Below are 19,057 nucleotides of genomic sequence, written 5' to 3' on the forward strand. Positions count from 1 at the left end.
CGAAGCAAACGGCTTGTAAAGTTTTCTCAGCAACATTGTCTACTTTACACGCCGAACTAGCGACTGTTAATATTAAAACGAAAGAGTTTTAGCCCCGAAAACTTAGAAAACAAGGTGTTCTTCATGTCAGACGAAATTGATCTTGCCATTATCAAAGAACTTAACCGTGACAGCCGCATCAAGGTCAGCCATCTGGCCCAACTGGTTCACCTGACAGCTCCGGCAGTTGCTGCTCGAATCCAACGGCTAGAAGAAATGGGAGTCATCACCAAATACACGATTGAAGTCGACCTCGACAAGGTGGGCTTGCCCCGCCAAGTCTTCATCCAGGTTGCTGTCCAGGCTCAGAAACAATCGGCCTACCTGGCCTTCATCAAGACCCACCACAACGACTTCCGTCACCACTACCGCACGACCGGTAAGTTTGACTATCTCTTAGAGGGGGCCTTTCTCGACCGACACGTGTTGAACGACTTTCTTGTCCAGCTCAACCAGTTTGCGACCTACCAAGTCATTGACGTGATCGACGACATTTAGCTACTTAGATTCTTGACCCCTTCCAGGAAAAGTGCTGTAATCAAAATGTACACAACTGTTTCTTTCCTTAATAAGTTATAGTATCCAGAATAAATTTCAAATCTAAGGTGGTAGACAACATGGATGAAGTAGTCCAAGCATTAAGCGATATCATTAAATTAAACACGGTCAACGGCCACGAAAAACTGGTCGCTGATTATCTAGCAGATTTACTGAAACAACACGGCATTGACAGTCGCACTTACGCTTACGAACCTGACCGGGTCAGCCTGGTCGCCGAAATTGGTGATGGTAACGGCCCCGTCGTCGGGTTCGACGGTCACGAAGACATTGTCGCCCTGGGTGACGCGGCCAAGTGGCAAGTTGACGCGCTGTCCGCCACCATCAAGGACAATATGATGATTGGCCGGGGAACGTCCGACATGAAATCCGGTTTGATGGCCGGGGTCTTCGCCATGATTCATTTGAAAGAACAAAACGTGCCCCTTCACGGAACGTTCCGGTTAATGGCCACGGTTGGTGAGGAATACGGCCAATATGGCGCCAAGCAGTTATCTGAAGAGGGCTTTGCCCAAGACCTCGACACACTAATTGTCGGTGAACCTAGCGGGGTCAACAAGCAATTGCTACTCCAAAAGCAGATTCAATTTATGCTACAAATCAATGAAGCTGGCGCTAAAAAGCTCTTAGACGCCAACCAAACCGGTGAACAACACTTTATTGAATTGGCTCATAAGGGATCTCTGACCTACACCGTTCACTCCAAAGGGGTGGCCGCCCACAGTTCCATGCCTGAGATCGGTAAGAACGCGATTACACCACTGATGGCTTTCTACCAAAAGGAAGAGGATTACTTTGCCTCCATCAAGGACTACCGCAACCCCGTCTTAGGTGCAATTACGCCAGTCGTTACCATGGTTAAGGGCGGCGAACAGATCAACACGGTTCCCGCCACCGCTGATCTCTCTGTCAAGATTCGGACCATCCCTGAACTTCCTAACGCTGACATCACGGTTGCTATCAAGGCCATCATCGCTGATTTAAACGCTACCGGTGCTGACTTAACGTTGGAAATACACAGCGACTTACGGCCAATGCACACCATGGAAGACACGCCACTGGTTCAGGCTGCCAAGGAAATTGGGAGCACTGAACTGCAACAGGCTTTGCCATTGATTGGCGTTCCTGGTGGCACCGATGCCTCTTCATTCCTGGCAGCCAACCCCGATATCGACGTCATTGTCTTTGGACCGGGTAACATCACGGCGCACCAGGTCAATGAATACGTCGACCTCGACATGTACCACCGGTTCATCACCATCTACGAAAAACTCGTCACGAAACTGTTGAAATAGTTTCAGCGATGGCCGCCTTACCGGCCACCGCGGATGGGCTGGAACGGTGCCGACACAACTTTAAGCCTCGAAAACCACGAGTCTTAAAGCTTGGTCTTCTTCTAAGCCGTAAACGGCTAAGAAGAACGAGGCGCCTGAGCCCATCCGCGGTGACCTCACGGCTAATATAGAGAACACTTATTCAACAGTTCATTAACCATTCCTATAACAGTTGGCCGTACCCCGGCGACCAGTGCGACCAGTGATTCCGCTAGCGGTGGGGACGCTCCAGACTGAGAAGCGGCCTTCCGCCTCGATTTAGAACCGCTAAAGACCAGCGTCAAAATCAACTGTGGTAAGCCACCAGTTAACACCATTGGCACTGCTAGCTTCATCCCTGGTCCCCTACGACAAAAGTATGGGATTACGTGATTTGGGCATTGACCTTCTACAAAATACCCGCTTAAATTTGTAACAAAATAGTCGTTTCATTTCGCCGAGGGTATCAGTCCAGCTCTGACGAAAACAACTAAAATAAGTTGCCAATTAACCACCAATGTAGCCGTAGGTTGCCAGGGCAGGTGTCAGCAGTGAAAGTGGCGTTAGCTCGGTGGTTTCCCGAGGTTACGCCACGGGACGAGCTTGGAAACGCGCGTACTTTGCGTGGTTTCAAGTCGAGCCTGAGGACCGCTTCTCAGGCCGAAGGCGGTCCCCACAGCTGGCGCCGGCCCTGGCAACCGGAGGCGGCAATCAGCGAGTAACACAATAACCAAACAAAAAGAAAAGGATCACGGCAAAATTGCCGTGATCCTTTTTGACCATTCAGTGAGATGCAATTCAGAATACCTTCTGGCATTTACCACTGGCAATAACGACTAACTAGGTGCGTCCAACAACGTCCAAGTAATGGTTCCTTGGTAGTCACCAGCTGCGGCGCCACCATTCAGTTCCAGTAGGACCCCGGTATCCGGTGTCCAGGTCTTGGCGACGTTGAACATCCCATCATCAACGGAGTCATCCGTAGTGTGAGTCAGGACCGGCGTCGGTGTCTCGCCAAGTGAGATCACCCGGAAATCGTCGACGTAGACTGGCTGCCCTGACATTACCGTTCCATCACTGGTGGTAAACGGCGATGCCTGTGCAACTAACGTCCACTGCTCACCAGTTCCACGGGTGTCTGAGATAGCAAGTTGCCAGTCACCCTGACGTTTGACGAACTGGGTCTTCCCCGTCAGCTTGCTAGCCGCAAACGTTTCGTTCGACGACACAGCTGCAAACTTCAATTCTCCAGCCACCGTGATAGGTACGACCACTGTTTGTGAGGTATCTCCTAGGAATGACTTTGCCACTAACCGAAGTCGGTTAGTCCCGGCCTGTAGCTGTTTGCCCGCCAACGGGATTTTAAAGGTTCCGTCCTTCTCGACCGTCACCGTGCTCAACTGCTTACCATTTAGAACTGGGCGAACCATGACCTTAGGCGATGTCGGTGTGTTGGAAACAACGTCCACCCGCCCTTTGACCGTGGTACCTTCGCCCTTATTCAGACTAGTAGCGTGGTTGCTGGTTACCGTCAGCTCAAGGTGTGCGTTCGGGTTGATGATAAATTGGGGGGTATCTGCCGAACTGATTCGGGCTGAAGAGGTAAACGACCCACTTGCTGCCGGCACAACCTTAGTTTCTTTAACGGTATCCGCCCGCCCCACTAATTTAATAGTCGCGTGCGCATTACTCTGACTCAGGCTCTCTGCCAACCGAATACCCAGCTTGCCATCCTGAATGCTGTCCAACGGAATCTTCTGCGTTGCCCCGTGACTGTAAGTCACTTCGGCGGACTCATAGGTGATACCCGTTGGCAGATCAATGTTCGTCTGAATGTCCGACCAAGGTTGCTGACCATCCTGATAATCAAGGTGATAGTCCACTTGTAGCTTATCATTACTGAGAACCTGACTATCCGTGGTCAGTTCCCGTTTCCGTTTAACGTCCGTGATTTCACCAGAAGTGTTAACCACGATTAACCCCGGGATGTTTTCAAAGACAACCATATTGTTCTCGTACCGGTCGGTCGTCGTTGCGGTAACCCCCCAACGTACCCGATTACTCCGCTGCGGATCAATCTTTTTGGTGTCAATGTGAACCGTCTGGCTCTTCCCAGGAAGCTTGGCTTCCGTCACGGGATTCTTGTCATCAAAAACATAAGTCATGTTCTCGGCCTTAGCATCCCACTTCAACGTGAGATGGTGCCAGCTACCATTCGACAAGAAATCCGGACGATTAGTATTGGTAATTAACCCCTGATGAATCAACTGGTAGTGGTAATCCTTTTTGCTAAAGAGGCCGCCCCAGAAGCCATAGTCCGTCACGAGCTGATCGTACGAAGAAGCCTGCGCGGGATAATTCGAAGCAATGTGGACCCCAGCCATCCCAACGTCAAATGAGTTAGCATTGCCAGGGGCTTTACTACCCGTTACCCCGTTATACTGCGTGTCAAATTCCAGTGCCCAACTATTCTGAATTGCAGTCGCCGCAATTCCACTTTTAGTTGACTGGGATTTGTTATTATCAACACCCCAGACACCTAACGTTTCACCAGGCAGTGACTTCTTTTTTACAGAAGACTGAGACATCGCCGCCAAATTACGTGAATCATTTTGCAGAACAAACGCCATGCCCTCACCGGCTAAGTTTCCCCGGTTACCCAGGTACAGCCACACGGACAGCCGTTGATCCTTCTTCAGATTCCAGTAACCAGAATTCGTGGACCAGATTGATCCAAACTGATTCTTGCCGTTCGTTAAGACAGCGACTTGTGTTCCTGGTGAAGCAGGATTCTCGCCGTTCACAATGGTCGCCGAGCTCTTATTAGTCGTGTCCGTTGTTAAGAACGGGTTTGTCTTGCTGATTAAAATTCCTTGCGGCGCTGTTGCCAACGCCTGCTGGTTATCATTATCAGCACGGGCTGTGATCACACTACCCCCAAGACAAACGGCTAGTAGAATCAAGCCAGCGCTCAACCACCGTTTGAACAACTTTCATCCCTCCTATTTTGCTGATTTTTCCCGACGATTACGATAGAGCAGGTAGCCAATGATGGCTAACAACATCGCAATCAGTAACCCTAACAAAGCGTAAAGCCAGTAGTTTGGCTGCTTAGCCGGTGTCAAAACCGTCTTATTCAAACGCCGCACCGTCTTATTCGCAATGGTAAAGTTACGCGTGAACTGCCAATTCTGTCCGTCCGCCTTGGCCGCTAAGTGAAGCGTGTACCGACCAGCTGGAAGGTTCTGGTTCCCCCACGGAATGCCGAAATTAAAGTTACTATTCGGCGCCATTCCCAGGTTAGCTTGTTGTTGCCGAATCAAGGTTTGGTTGGAAGCCACTTTGGTAACGCGCGCATTAACCGTGAGTTTCTGCATGATACCGGGTTGGGGGTTTTGCAAATTAGCCGTAATAAAATTGCGTCGGTTGATTTGTACCGCTTGAATCTGGTGTAGCTGCATGTCTGGCACCACTGTCAGTGGACTCTCCCGAAGGCGAATCCCAATGGCGTACGCAAATGCGTTATTGAGCAAGATTTTCGCCGCGGACTTCTTATGCGTCTTTGACGGCACTTGTTCAACGTAGACCCCACCAAGAATAATGCCCCGCAGCCTTTTTGCAGGCATGGTGTAGGTGAGATACACCCGTTTCTGAGTATTTGCCGGAACCGTAACCTTCTGATTCGACCCCTTAGTGAAGATGTCCTTAGTGCCCACCTTCAGTGAGGGATCTAACTTAGGTTTCAACTGACTGTAGTCGATCACCCCGTTATCGTTGGTGACCGCTTGATTCACACTGACCAGGTACTGCTGGCTGCTATTACTAGTGTTATTGATCAGAACTGCCAAACGTTGATGTTCTTTCGGCTTAACCCGTAAGGCAAAGTAATTGGCTTGCGGGTCATCCTGATTGCTTGGCAAAATTGCTCTGACGGAATAGCCCACACTGTCGGCAGCGACCGTTGGTAATTTCCAGGCCAACACTAAAAGTGCTAACCCAATCGCGAGCAAAAGTTTCAGTCCTCGTTTCATCATCACTGACTCCCCCCATCAGTCGTCAGGAAAATTAACGCCATCCTCACTGAATAATTGCTGCACCTACTGTGGTGTGTCGCTTAACTGCCAGGTCATCGTCGAGGTGTAAACACCACCCAATTGCCCAGCTGGAACGGCTAAGTTAACGTTAGCGAGACCATATTCGGCGGACCAAACACCTAAGCCACCCTTAGCAGCAGCAGAGAAGACGATTTGATTCGTCCCGGTGCCGTTCAAAGAGGTGCTAGCCCCAGCCGTTGGTGCAGTCGAAGGGTTGCCGGTGTTAGCGGCTGCGACGTCAGGTTCTCCCAAAGACAGAACCGCGCCGCCCAAGCTGTCCCCCGCTGCGTCCGTAAATGGTGTGTTCTTCAATTGAACGCTCCACCCACTTGGTAACCCAGGGTTGGAAACTTGAACGGGATTGTCTGCCGTTAAGGCTGTGTAACTCCCATTAGTCTTACTGTTAGGCGTTACATTGGTGCCAAAACCGATGTTCGGTGCAGAATCGAGAGAAATCGCTGCGGTGGGACTCGTATCAAACTCGGCCGTAGTGGTCGTGGTCTGAGAGGTTGGTCCCACTGAACTACTAGAACTGCTACTTGCACTAGTTGATGTGGTGTCGGTCGTTTCTGCGGCAGCTGGTACTGCTGCAACAAATCCGGCGCCTAATCCTAATACAGCTAGGCTACTCAGCAGAGAAATCTTTAATCTGCGAGTCATCATACTCACTCCTCTAAAATAATATCGTGATTACCAGTTTTAGAGTAAACGAGTAGCTCCGGTAATGGTTGAACCACCCGCTAGTGACTTTCCTAACTTGTTCCATGCCGACCACTTTGTCCGCCGACTGTCTGACCGAATAAACCATTTCTATCTCCGACGCTTGATTCAATGAAGATAATAACTTGTCCAAAATAAAAAGGCCAGCTTTTCGCTAGTCTTTCGTATCGACACATTTAGTCATGGAAGTCGCTCACCGTTAAGGCCAGCAACCCATTTAACCATTGATGGACTGGTTCATCCGCCGAGGCAGTCACCTGGAAGTTCATTGGGCTAAACAGGCTTTCTATAGCGGGCCACTGAACCTGACCAGTAACTAGGAAGCTCTGAGTGAGCCGCTCACGCTGTTCGACAGTCACAGGGGTTGCCATAGTCGTTAACAAGTTAACAGCCAACTGGTCGGCTATCAGGGTCTTCCAGGCGGTCGCCGTTAACGGCGTGATTACTTGCCGTGGTGTCGGCAATGGGACGACGGGGCCCTCCCGGAGGAGAAACTTCTGCCAACGCATGACCTGCCCCAACAAAACGCCATAGAACTGCCAGGGAACCTGATTTCCAATCCGCTTCAAAGTTGTGGCAGAAATCGCGGCAATATCCCACTGAACTTGTTGCTCGCCCTGAGCTAAAGCAGTCTCCAACCATTCACTGAAGAACCGCTGAACAGTGACATCCACCAGCTGCGGTAATTTGCCCCCTTGAACCAGCTGATAGCGGGCCAGTAGAAAGTCCTCCGTCTGGTCCCAAGTGATGGTCCGACTAGTCTGCGACTGTTTACGCCGACGCAATTGCCGAATCTTTTTAATGCGACTAGATTTACCATAATTTCCGGGACGACTCATATAAGTTACCTCCAATTTTAACCGTGAATGAAATGAATTTTGACATCTCCTAAAGTGAGATGCACCGTTCGTTGATTGTCTTAGTTATCTTACCACGAATCACGCCTAACTAGAGATTGAATGCTAAACCAGTCTAAATTGAGCGCTTCGGCGGCCAGGGCGGTAGCCTGCTGTGGGGACGCTTCAGCCAAAGTACGGGCTTCTCGCTCGATTTGAAGACACGAAGGCCCCCGTGTCTTCAAAGTCGCCCGTGCTGTAAGCTGGCCAGCCAGCTAACACCACTGTCACGGCCGGCTACCGCCCTGGCCACCTCCGCTCTTGATTGTAGTTTTATATGACTACCGCTAACGGTCTTACGTGGGTCACGATTTCTATGGGCTAACTGGTAACAACTTTCTCGTCACTACTAATGTTAAGACGAGAGGTCGCCAGATACCAGCTACTCTAAATTGCCTAAATTAACACACTAATAACGTTGGTATAACCAACTTGATTGACTTTTACCAGGACTCAACCTTCAGTCCGCAAAATAAAAAGGACCCACCAGTCAGCTACGAAAAATCAGTAGCGACTCGCAGATCCAGTTAAATGCCAACTAAATTGTGATACTAACAACGCGGCTAATTCAGTCCAACCAACCGGAATCAAGGCTAGCCCAGTTGGTGAGTAACCACTAAGCAGCAATTACTCACCAATGTAGCCGGAGGCCGTCAGGACTGGTGCCGGCTGTGAAAGTGGCGTTAGCTCGGTGGTTTACCGAGGTTACGCCACGGGACGAGCTTGGAAACACGCGCCCTTGGCGTGGTTTCAAGTCGCGGCGCGAGACCGCACTGTGGCTCGCACCGGTCCCCACAGCAGGTACCAGTCCTGACGGCCACAGGCGGCCATTTGAACGAATCAATAATCAATCCTGTTTGTTCTGCTGCTTAGCCTTAGCAACTTCCTTAGGATGGAATTTCACGAAGTAGAGTACCGTCATGATAGCCAAGAAGACCACCCCAACGAGAATGGAAATTCGCGTCTCAGGGTTCAAGAACATGAAGAACAACGTAATCACCAGGAAGGCTAACGTCACGTAGTTTGAGTAAGGTGCCCATGGCATGGTGAATGGGTGATTGACCAGTTCATCGGCTTTCTTCTTCCGGAAGTCAATTTCACTGATCAAAATCACGAACCAAGGAATCATCCCGGGTAAGACACTGGAACTATAAACCATCACGAAGATTTGGCTAGCATCCTTGTAGATCAGTGGCAGAACCACGTTTAAGATGACCCCGATACCGATACCGAGAGAAATCGCAATAACTGTGATGTAAGGCACACCGTGCTTGTTCAGCTGAACGGCCTTTTTAGGTAATTGACCCTCTTCAGCCAACGTGTAGGCCATCCGACTGGCACTGTAGATTCCGGAGTTTGATCCAGACAAAGCCGCCGTAATAACCACGAAGTTGATGATGGAAGCTGCCGCCGTGATCCCAATTTTGGCGAAGGTTTGCACAAATGGTGAGCCCACGGAATTCAGTTCATTCCAAGGGAAAATGCTGACAATCACGAAGATTGCCCCCACGTAGAAAATCAAAATCCGGAACACGGTGGAACGAATAGCCTTAACCAACGTTTCCTGTGGATTTTGAGCTTCACCGGCAGTAATCCCGATCAGCTCAACCCCTTGATACGACGCTAATACGATGGCAATCGCAAAAATAAAGCCCTTGGCACCACCAGTAAAGAAGCCATGCGTCCACAAATTGCTAATTCCTAATGGGTGACCACCATTCCCAAAACCAAAGAGAATGACGCCTAACCCAACGATGATCATCAAAATAATCGTCACAACTTTAATGAGTGAGAACCAAAATTCTAGCTCCCCAAACATCTTAACTGAGACCAAGTTAGCGACACACAAGAACGTAATGGCCACTAATCCAGGAATCCATTCCGGCAGGTTGGGCCACCAGAAACGGAAATAACCACCCAATGCAATCATTTCACTCATTCCAACAACGATCCACTGAAAAATGTTACTCCAAGCGGTCAGGTAACCAAAGACGGGGTGCATGTATTCTCTGGCAAACGTGGAGAATGACCCGGTCGTTGGGTGAACGTACAGCATCTCTCCCATCGCCCGCATGATTAAATACAAAAACATCCCAGAAATTATGTACGCCAACAAGACGGATGGTCCCGTCCACTTAATGGTGGAACCGGACCCCATAAATAATCCGACACCGATTGTTCCACCCAACGCAATCATTTGCATTTGGCGGGCAGTTAGTTTTCTTTGCAATCCAATTCCTTCTCTCTATCTAATTGATTATAAATTAAAGCTTCATGAGAAAATGCTACCTGATTTTTGCATATTTCGCAAATTTTTCTTCGAAATATGCCACGATATCATTAATTTAATATATTGGCCATTATGCAACAGAACCCGGTTATATTCAATGATTATTTAGCTAAAAGATTACGTCCCTAATCAATTAATTTTTTGCCCGATTCCCAATGAAAGCTTACGCCCTTTAACGTTATAACAAAAAAACATTACCAGATTTTCTCTGATAATGCTTTGTGCTTAGAGTAACTTTTCATAAACGTAGCAGTAATCAGTTGGTTGATAAACACCAACAATTTTGCCAACCCGTTTGAAACCAAATTTTTCAATTAAGTACTGCATCTTCGTATTATCCCGGTGGGTATCGATCCGGATACTGTCAGTCGTCGAGTGGTTCTCGGCAATGTAATCGAACAAGTCACGGAACAATTTAGAAGCGTAACCCTTTCCCTGATGATGGGAGAAAATGGCAACCCGGTGAACCGTCACGTACTTGTCAGAAGGCCGTAACCATTCACCTTCCATAGTATCATACGCATGGTCAGGCGCCTCGTTGATCACAGCAACCCCCAACGTTTCGTGGTCATCACTGTTATAAATAACGGCCCGGCCATCTTCAATATCCCCTTTGATAATATTGCGGTTAGGATAGTCATCCTGCCATTGGTCAATACCGGCATCAGCCAGTTGCTGCTTGCCATCTTCAATAATATCGCAAACTAAATCTAATTCTTCCATCCGTGCTTTACGTAAATACATCTTGTCTTCACCTCGTCATTAATTCCTAAGCTAAGCTGGCCAGTACGTTCTGGGCTAGCTGATCCAGACGTTGATAGTCTGCGTCGTCAGGATCTTGATCAATTTTAACGCTGTCTGCTACTTGTTCACCGTTGCTAGAATTGAATTGAATGGTCAAATAGTCAACGGCTCGACCGAAGTGGATGTGGCTTTTCGAGCTCGATCCGCAGACCGCAAATTTTGTCCGTTCGAGGTCGACTTCCTTTAAATCTTCAAAGAAGTCCTGGGCCTCGTCCGGAAGGTCACCATCATGATAAGTATAACTCACCATAATCACAGCGTCCGCTTGTGTTAAAGCAAAGGCATCGACCTGCGAAATTTCCGTAATCACCGTCTGCGCCCGTGACGCGAGCTGGGCCTGCAAGTGCCCAGCAATGGCCCGATTACGGCCAGTTTGACTAGCAAAAATTATTTGAATTGAAGGGGTCATCAGTTTAAATTTCTCCTTGAGTCTAGAATTCGTTAGTAGGCCAAACGTTAGACTAGGGCCCACTAGAAACTGCTAAATATTATAGACCTTTTTGGCCCATTACCCCAGTAAAAAGATGCATCTATCGGTTAAAAATACAGCCGCATTCCGTAAAATAGTCACTGAGCCACACTAGAAACTAAGCAACGCCTAAAACCTCAAGTCAGCCAGCTGATCCAAATCGACGACATCCCCCACGCCCGGCACCGCAAACCCGTTGAGCTGACGGAACTCCCGCCGAAATTCCTGATAGCCGATCAATTCCGGTGAGAAATTCTCTGGTGTCAACTGTGGGAGTAGGCGTTCAACTTCTACCTGGACTGCGGGTGCTAACTCGCGGGCATCCGGGCGTAGGCGGCCCTCCTGATCACATTCCCGGTGTGCCCCGTAAAACATGTCCCGAAATAGCCGGTCAATGTGGGCGCCCGTTTGCTCGCGTAAGCCTAACGCCTGTTCAACTTGATAAAGCGCCAGACAGTAGCGAGAAAATCCCGGGATCACAGCGGACGCCTTGGTCGTTACTGAGCGGTTCACGCTGATTAAGGCCTCCCCACCACTGGGAGCTAATTGTCTCTGTAACCGGCGGGCACTGACCTCGGCTGCGCGTTTAGCACGACCCAACGTCCCATCGTGGTAAATTGCTGCCGTAGCCCGCGGCCCTTCATATGAATAAAGAATCGTTTTGAAATTAGGGGCCAACACACCCGCTGCCTGGAGTGAATGCACCCACAGCTCCCAGTCTTCACCACCCATGACGTGGGTGGTGGCACTGATTTCAGCAGGAGTCGCCGGTTCTAAGAAAATTGACTCTAATCGCTGGTGTTCAAGGTTGACGGAAAAGTCGCTAACGGGTTGCCCAATTGGCTTGATGACAGAACGCCAAACGTTATCTGGATCAACCGGATCCTGCCGTTTCGGAGCAGCAATCGAATAGACCAAGAGGTCAATGCTCCCGCCAAAATTCCTTTGAATCGCTTCGATCACAGCCCGCTTAGTCGACGGCAAAAAAGCGTTGGCGTTGATATTATCCGCTTGTAATCCCGCCGCTTCAGCAGCCTGTTTAAAGTAAACTTGGTTCCACCAACTAGCGGTACCGAGATAATCATCCTGGGGCGGTCGACTGTACCCCACAGAAAGGGTGGCGGCTCCAGCACCAAAGGCGGCAGTGATTCGACTAGCCAAACCATAACTGGAGGAGCCACCCAGAATCAATGCGCGTTGTGGCCCGGTAAAGCGGCCTGCATCGGTCACTGCTTGAATCTGCTGCTGAACCATCCGTTGAATTCCCAGTGGATTGACCGACCGCGCTACGTTGCCCGTAATTTTTTCTGCTACCGTCACCTGTGTCATACCGTCATCACCTTCCACCACTTTTCTTTAGCTTAACACCCCGACGCCAGAGTCTCTTCTAATTTGTCTTATATTTTAAGCGGCGCTAGGTCACAACAATAGACTGCCTCACTCGTGGACACATCCGCCATATAATAGCGCAGCAAAAAAGCCCGAAACATACACGTTCCGGGCCATAGTTTTAGAAATTTGAAGATATAGTTGGCCATTTGACCAGCACGGAAACAGTGATCACGCTTGGACTTCATTAAACACTTAACTTGATATAACTATCTAAGCCGAGAGGTCGGCAGATATGGGCTCAGGCGCGAAATTATTCTTAGCCAGTGGGTGCTTTTCCCCAATGGCTTAGAATAAGGCCAAGCTTGGAGACTCGTGATTTCCGAGGCTTCAAGTTGTGCCCGCACCGCTCCAGCCCATATCTGCCGACCGGTAAGGCGCTGAATCCGTGCCAATCTTAGTCAGTAAAGTCTGACTCCGCCAACAGCTGACGCACCTCATCCGTAGTGTGTGCCTCCATCATCGCGTTTCGCAAACTCGCAGCGTTCCGCTGGTTACGCACATAAATCTTGAAGAATCGCTTCAAGGACGGGAAGCGCGAGGTGTCAAAGCGCCGTTCAAAGTCATCGTACAGGTCGAGCTGATAATTCAGTAAGCCCAACAATTCCTTGATATCGTGCTCCTTAGGTTCCTTTTCAAAGGCAAAGGGACTAGTAAAAATCCCCCGGCCAATCATAATACCGTCAACGCCAGGATGTTCCTGGGCTAGCTTGACGCCCTCTTGATAGTTCTCAATGTCGCCATTCAATTGAAGCAACGTGTCCGGTGCAATCTCGTCACGCAACTTCACGATGTCGTCAATCAGTTCAAAATGGGCCGGTACCCGACTCATTTCCTTCTTGGTCCGCAGGTGAATCGTCAACAACGGAATATCCTGTTTAAAGAGGAAGGTTAACCAATCGCGCCATTCATCCAGGCGGCTGTATCCCAACCGTGTTTTCACACTGACGGGCAGGCCCGCCGTCTTCGCGCCAGCAATCACAGCCGCCGCACTATCAAAATTGCGGATCAAGTCACTACCACCGTGATTCTTGATGACAGTTGCGTCCGGGCAACCCATGTTCAGATCGATGGCTTCATAGCCCCGGTCCTTGACATCTGCTGCTGCCCGTACAAAGGCGTCAGGATCATTGCCCCATAGTTGTGCCACTGGCATGTGAGCCTCTTCAGGCGCCACGTAGAGCCGGCCCTGGACCGTGAATTTGGCCTTGGGATGGGTCACACTGATAGCATTCGTAAATTCAGTGAAAAAGACATCAGGTGCAGCCGCACGGGCCACAACCTGGCGAAAGATAGCGTTAGTGACGGCTTCCATGGGAGCCAAGCTAAAGAACGGCCGGTTCTCGGCCTTAGCGTGGTTCGCAATGTTTTGCCAATAGGATGATGAATCAGACACGATAAAGTCTCCTCGATTACTTAAATTTGATGTTTAGTCCGGTATATGCAGTCTTTACATTCTACCACGTTTCTAGCCTGAAGCCACCAAAAAGGTTGCCCACAATGGACAACCTCATTTAGTTACTTATCCGTTGATAGATGAATATCCCCATCATGTGAGCTTAGTTGATACCAAGCTTTGGCGCCGCGATTCAAGCGGTAGCCACTCTTCTGGGACTTACCTAACACGTGAATATCTCCATCAGCACTGTTAACGACCGCCCCCGCTGATCGGGCAATGTGTGCCTGCACATCCCCATCGGTGGTCGTCGCGGTCAGGTGATCCTGTAACCGGTTATTTTGCAAATGAATATCCCCATCATGCGTCGTCACCCGGCCACCGCCCAGCTTCGATTCAGTCAGCCGAACATCGCCGCCTTCCTGAGCGGTAACTTGGTTATGCTTGCTAGTCAAGTCAACGCTAGTCAACGTAATATTCCCATCGGCCGCCTGAACTTTTAGCTGTGGCGTCGTCAAGGAGGCCAACCAAACGTCACCATCTTGGCTAGTCACGTTGGTTGGTTCCGTGGTCGTCACCTGTTGTAGCGATACATCGTCAGCCGTTGCTACCGTTAATTGACGTAGCTTCAGGTAGCGTAGATTGACCCCTTCTTGACTCTTAATGATTCGAACGTTCCGCAACTTTTGGCTAGCTGGCACCGTGATGGTAAGCCCATTAGCCGCCGAGCTCGACAGGTCTGCGCCAAAAATAACGTTGTCATGGCTACTTCGTGAGCCTGCCGTTACGGTCAATTGTCCCCGTTTGACTGTAACCTTGGGTTGCTGAGCCATCCCCGAACCCGAACGCACCGTTACCTGACTAGTTGCGCCCCGTTTGATGGTCACTGGCAGCGCCGACGTCACCTGAATGTCTTGATACTTTCCAGGATAATAGACTTTGTGAGCCGTATTCGCCACGCGTAACCGTCGTGACTGGTTGTTCCAAACAATGGTTTTATCCCCGTGATTCCACCATCCTAAACCGGCTAAAATTGCACCTAAAATCACTAATACTAGTGAGATTTTCACACTGCGTTTCATAATTTCCGCCCCCGTTCTGCTCGACTACGCGGAATGAAACGCCGGTAAATATCCCGGGCCAACCACGCCATGACTGCTAGCAGTTTTACACAGATCCATTTTAAAATAATTGCTGCAAAGCCCATCATCCCCAGAGCTGTTAACCCAATCCCCAGATAGAAGATACCGACCCAAGGTGCCTGCCAAATGACCAGCACACCAACGACTACACCAACCACGCCGACCGCTACGATACTGAATAAGACGGCAATCAAAGCTATGACCAATGATCCCACCACGGCCACGCCGGCAAACCCCAGCGCAAGTACGACAATCATAATCGGAATCGTAATTGGTGTTGAGAGTAAGGCTAGAATGATCAGCCAAATCGTCTTTGCATTGCTCCTGGCAGCCTGCGTCGTGGTTCGCGATTCCTGGTGATTGCTTTCAACTAACCTAATAGAATAGTCCGCTAAGACTTTACGCGCCAGTGACCGCGGCGAACCTAATTCATCGACGGCCTGCTGATAGGTCGTAATCTCCGCGTCCTGCAGGTATTCACGGTAATATTCCACAACGTCTTCCTGCTCAGCCGTTGTGAGTTGGCCGAGTAATTTTTGTACGGCCTGAATGTACTCATTCATCTTGATTGCCCCCCAGTAACTTGGTAATGGCCTGATTGAAATCAGCCCACTCCGCTTGTATTTCGGCTAGCCGCTCGCGACCACTAGTTGTCAGACGATAGTAGCGCCGATTACGTCCCTGAAAGGGTTCGTCGTAAGTCGTCAGCCAACCATTCTTCTTTAGCCGCCGAAGCACCGGGTACAGCGTCGATTCTGAAATAGGAATCAACTGTCGCACCTCCTGAGTCAGCGTATAACCGTAATGATCTTGACGTGTTAGTAAACCGAGTACGCTGCCATCGAGCAACTCAGTCGGCACTTGAATGGCCATGTCTTAGCCTCCTTCTATACTATATCACGTATAATATAAATTCATTAATAATATACGATACATCCCAAATCATGTCAAGCTGACTGCAGCAATCTTTTAGCCAAGAACGACGCTCGCCAGCCATTCTTGTTTAACTTAAGGGCCTTCAATATCACTTAATTAATATAAAAAAACAAATAGCCACTTTCGTTGACTTATCCCCCGGCAATCCGCATACTAACAGCAATTATAAGGAGGATTCCCAATGACAAATCAAGCGTTACTAATCATCGATTACACCAATGACTTCGTCGCAGATAAGGGTGCACTAACCTGTGGACCAGCGGGCCAAGCTCTCGCTCCAGCCATCGTTCAGTTGGCGGAAAATCTTCACCGCAATGGCGAATGGATCCTCTTCCCAACAGATGTTCACACTCCGCATGATCCCTACCACCCCGAGAGCCAGCTATTTCCCCCACACAACGTCCGTGACACTTGGGGCCGCGAGCTCTTCGGTGAAGTCAATGACTGGTACCACCAACACCGGGCTGACGATAATGTTTGGCTCTTTGACAAGACCCGCTACAGCGCATTTGCCGGCACTGATTTAGATTTACGGCTGCGTGAACGCCGCGTCGACACCCTTCACTTGACTGGGGTTTGCACGGATATCTGTGTTCTGCACACGGCCGTCGATGCCTACAACTTGGGCTACCATCTGATTATTCACCGTGATGCTGTAGCTAGTTTCAACCAAGCCGGCCACGACTGGGCGTTGAACCACTTCGCTACGGCACTAGGTGCGCAATTAATTTAATGGACTGGGGTACGTCCCTACCTTTTCCGGTGTCTAACTAAGCGTTACAATAACCACATAGACGATTAAATGTTAGGTGGTTTTAAAATGCAACGTTCTCTTAAACTCATTGGGGCCCTATTATTGGCCCTGCTCATCGACGGGGTCACCGTCAGTCAGTCCGCCCAAGCAGCAACCCCCTTGCGGACAGTGACCCGAACTAAAAAAGTAAATTACTACACCAAAATCGGGCCCAATAAAACGCATAATTATCGGGTTTATAAGTCTGGTGGAGCCAAGTCCTCAACTGCTAACCTGACGCCCATTGCCACTGGCCGACAGTATGCAAACAAGCAGGTCCACATCACGCGAGAACAAACGATGGCGGACGGAACTTGGCTTAAATTCACTTACAATCACACGAAAACGGGCTGGATTCACCGTAACGGAACCGTTAAGTCCTACCGTTGGTTGAACGTCCCGTTGATTGGCCAACGACCACAATTACCACGCGGCTGTGAGGTTACTGCTACCACCATGATGGTCCAATATGCGGGTGCCAAGGTTAGCAAAGTTCGGCTGGACAAGGCCCTCCCCCGCAATAGCAACCCCAACAAAGGCTTTAACGGCTGGGTCGTATATCCTAAGGGCTTGATGAAACTAGTTAAACAGAATACCGGCTCCGCTAAAAACCTGACAGGGGCGTCTTTTAAACGCCTCAAGCGACAAATTAATGCGGGGCACCCCGTCGTAGTCTGGATTGCGTGGTTTGATGGTTTCAATACCCACGCCATTACGCTAACGGGCTACGGTCACAACCGTGCCTACTACAACGATCCCTGGACCAAGAAAAAGACGAGTATGTCTCTAAAAACGTTGCATAAGCATCGCCAGCAAGACGCTTACCGGGCTTTAAGCTACTAATTTGGCTCACGGCAAACACCAGCACCTTCGTTACGTTAGACCGCACAATTAGTTGAAACCTAAACAAAAAACACCGACATTAGCTGAACACCTAGAAATTCACTCCAATTTTTGGGGTTCACTTCAACCCGTTAATGTCAGTGTTTTTTTACTATCAGTCGGTTGTGGCCGATAGGCAATTTTAGCTTTGCCAAGCACTGCTTTGGGCGACTTAGAATTCGCAATTCTACTTGAAACCCACGATTGTTTCAACACATCTTATTAGTAGCGTAATGTTCCTTTTGTAAAGTGTTGTTTACCTAAACAATTTTGATGTACAATTAAAGGCGTACCTAGTCGATATACATATATTTAGGAGGAATCCGCATGGATAAACAACATTTTAGTAAGCGCTTAATTCGTAGTGGTGCCGCTTTATTAGCCACCATTATGTTTGGTAGTAGCGTCCTGCCACTGGCTGCTCCAGCCGAAGTCAGTGCCAGTGCTGCGACTACCACGGTACCCGTACAAGCCAGCAAATCTTGGAAATCCTACAAACACAGCATTCACTTTGTTAAAAAAGGCTATAAGGTCTATCAGGATAAGTGGCACGCCGTCTCATCTTCAAACAAGCTGTTCCATAAGGCTTATAAGGCCAACGGCAAGTACAAGTTGAGCAACGGGCGGACCTACTACCGGCTGTACAACGCTAAGAAGAAGTACTTAGGCTACGTGAATGCTCACGCAGTTGCTACTAGTACGACCAGCAAGATCATGAAGGTCCCTTATATCAGCCAATATAAACCCGTCTTCGCCCCTTGGGGCTGTGCTTCCGCTGCCATGACAATGCTACTTCGTTACCGTGGCAACAAAGTCAACCTGCGTTATGCGCAAAACCACTTACCAATGGTCCCAACCAAGGGTGGCCAAAAGGGTAACGTCTATACTGGGGTTGGCTTTGGCCACGTAATTAACGCCGCAGCTTTGACGAAGTACTCACATCACTGGACAAAGAGCACCAAAAACATTTCTAAGTCGAGTGCGAACACTATCAAGATGTACGTTCAGGGTGGCTACCCCGTTCTGTTCTACGGTTACTCTTCCTACCAGAAGAACGGCGACAAGAAGCGGAACCACTGCAAGGTCATCGTGGGCTACAAGAACGGTAAGTTCAAGGTCAACGATCCCCTGTACTACAGCTCAAAGGACAAAGCTGGTTCTGGTGGTAAGAACATGAAGTACGACCACGGCGCCATCAGCTGGGAATCCATGAAGAACTTTAAAAAGGAATACGGTAAGCAAGCTATGACCATTTTCTAACACGTCCACTAGCTAGTTCCAAAGAAAAGTTCTTGGTTCCCAACTAAAATTTCAAAAGATCTGAGGCTGTGATGAA

General features: G+C 49.3%; 17 protein-coding genes. 5 read left to right on the forward strand and 12 right to left on the reverse strand.

What is annotated here, in order from left to right; translation table 11 throughout:
- Window positions 1-123 precede the first annotated feature (123 nt).
- The gene (locus tag AB3Y94_RS07230) at window positions 124-537 is read left to right on the forward strand and encodes an Lrp/AsnC family transcriptional regulator (RefSeq protein ID WP_367295623.1); all 414 of its coding nucleotides are present in this window, start codon (window positions 124-126) and stop codon (window positions 535-537) included.
- A gap of 119 nt (window positions 538-656) precedes the next feature.
- Window positions 657-1,892: an ArgE/DapE family deacylase gene (locus tag AB3Y94_RS07235; protein WP_367295624.1), complete on the forward strand. Its 1,236-nt coding sequence runs from the start codon at window positions 657-659 to the stop codon at window positions 1,890-1,892.
- 854 nt (window positions 1,893-2,746) lie between these two features.
- Here AB3Y94_RS07235 and AB3Y94_RS07240 read toward each other — a convergent pair.
- From AB3Y94_RS07240 to AB3Y94_RS07295, 12 genes are all read right to left on the reverse strand, one after another.
- The gene (locus AB3Y94_RS07240; RefSeq protein ID WP_367295625.1) at window positions 2,747-4,900 is read right to left on the reverse strand and encodes a lectin-like domain-containing protein; all 2,154 of its coding nucleotides are present in this window, start codon (window positions 4,898-4,900) and stop codon (window positions 2,747-2,749) included.
- Between the two features lie 12 nt (window positions 4,901-4,912).
- The gene (locus tag AB3Y94_RS07245; protein WP_367295626.1) at window positions 4,913-5,944 is read right to left on the reverse strand and encodes a DUF916 and DUF3324 domain-containing protein; all 1,032 of its coding nucleotides are present in this window, start codon (window positions 5,942-5,944) and stop codon (window positions 4,913-4,915) included.
- A 63-nt stretch (window positions 5,945-6,007) separates the two neighbouring features.
- Window positions 6,008-6,664, reverse strand: coding sequence for a WxL domain-containing protein (locus AB3Y94_RS07250; protein ID WP_367295627.1), 657 nt, complete (start codon window positions 6,662-6,664; stop codon window positions 6,008-6,010).
- A gap of 236 nt (window positions 6,665-6,900) precedes the next feature.
- Complete coding sequence (locus tag AB3Y94_RS07255) at window positions 6,901-7,563, reverse strand: hypothetical protein (protein ID WP_367295628.1); 663 nt, start codon at window positions 7,561-7,563, stop codon at window positions 6,901-6,903.
- Window positions 7,564-8,467: 904 nt separating this feature from the next.
- Window positions 8,468-9,850 carry an amino acid permease gene (locus AB3Y94_RS07260; protein WP_367295629.1) on the reverse strand — a complete coding sequence of 461 codons (1,383 nt, stop codon included), beginning with the start codon at window positions 9,848-9,850 and terminating at the stop codon, window positions 8,468-8,470.
- A gap of 285 nt (window positions 9,851-10,135) precedes the next feature.
- Window positions 10,136-10,654: a GNAT family N-acetyltransferase gene (locus tag AB3Y94_RS07265; protein WP_367295630.1), complete on the reverse strand. Its 519-nt coding sequence runs from the start codon at window positions 10,652-10,654 to the stop codon at window positions 10,136-10,138.
- 25 nt (window positions 10,655-10,679) lie between these two features.
- Window positions 10,680-11,123, reverse strand: coding sequence for a flavodoxin domain-containing protein (locus AB3Y94_RS07270; RefSeq protein WP_367295631.1), 444 nt, complete (start codon window positions 11,121-11,123; stop codon window positions 10,680-10,682).
- Window positions 11,124-11,312: 189 nt separating this feature from the next.
- Entirely contained in the window at window positions 11,313-12,512 is a 1,200-nt protein-coding gene (gene fabV, locus AB3Y94_RS07275) for an enoyl-[acyl-carrier-protein] reductase FabV (RefSeq protein WP_367295632.1), read from the reverse strand.
- Between the two features lie 457 nt (window positions 12,513-12,969).
- On the reverse strand, window positions 12,970-13,968 hold the full coding sequence (locus AB3Y94_RS07280; protein ID WP_367295633.1) for a tRNA dihydrouridine synthase: 999 nt from the start codon (window positions 13,966-13,968) through the stop codon (window positions 12,970-12,972).
- Between the two features lie 122 nt (window positions 13,969-14,090).
- On the reverse strand, window positions 14,091-15,050 hold the full coding sequence (locus tag AB3Y94_RS07285) for a DUF4097 family beta strand repeat-containing protein (RefSeq protein ID WP_367295634.1): 960 nt from the start codon (window positions 15,048-15,050) through the stop codon (window positions 14,091-14,093).
- On the reverse strand, window positions 15,047-15,673 hold the full coding sequence (locus tag AB3Y94_RS07290; RefSeq protein ID WP_367295635.1) for a DUF1700 domain-containing protein: 627 nt from the start codon (window positions 15,671-15,673) through the stop codon (window positions 15,047-15,049). The genes AB3Y94_RS07285 and AB3Y94_RS07290 overlap by 4 nt, the downstream gene beginning before the upstream one ends.
- On the reverse strand, window positions 15,666-15,983 hold the full coding sequence (locus AB3Y94_RS07295; protein ID WP_367295636.1) for a PadR family transcriptional regulator: 318 nt from the start codon (window positions 15,981-15,983) through the stop codon (window positions 15,666-15,668). The genes AB3Y94_RS07290 and AB3Y94_RS07295 overlap by 8 nt, the downstream gene beginning before the upstream one ends.
- Window positions 15,984-16,227: 244 nt before the next feature.
- On the opposite strand from AB3Y94_RS07295, the gene AB3Y94_RS07300 reads away from it, so the two are divergent.
- The 3 genes from AB3Y94_RS07300 (at window position 16,228) to AB3Y94_RS07310 (ending at window position 18,981) form a co-directional block, all read left to right on the forward strand.
- A complete protein-coding gene (locus tag AB3Y94_RS07300; protein WP_367295637.1) occupies window positions 16,228-16,779 on the forward strand; it encodes a cysteine hydrolase family protein in 552 nt (183 codons plus the stop codon).
- 87 nt (window positions 16,780-16,866) lie between these two features.
- Window positions 16,867-17,682 (forward strand): C39 family peptidase, encoded by an 816-nt coding sequence (locus AB3Y94_RS07305; RefSeq protein ID WP_367295638.1) that lies wholly within the window; start codon window positions 16,867-16,869, stop codon window positions 17,680-17,682.
- 366 nt (window positions 17,683-18,048) lie between these two features.
- Window positions 18,049-18,981, forward strand: coding sequence for a C39 family peptidase (locus AB3Y94_RS07310; RefSeq protein WP_367295639.1), 933 nt, complete (start codon window positions 18,049-18,051; stop codon window positions 18,979-18,981).
- Window positions 18,982-19,057: the final 76 nt, after the last annotated feature.

It is taken from the genome of Levilactobacillus yonginensis (assembly GCF_964065165.1).
Lineage (GTDB): Bacteria > Bacillota > Bacilli > Lactobacillales > Lactobacillaceae > Levilactobacillus > Levilactobacillus yonginensis_A.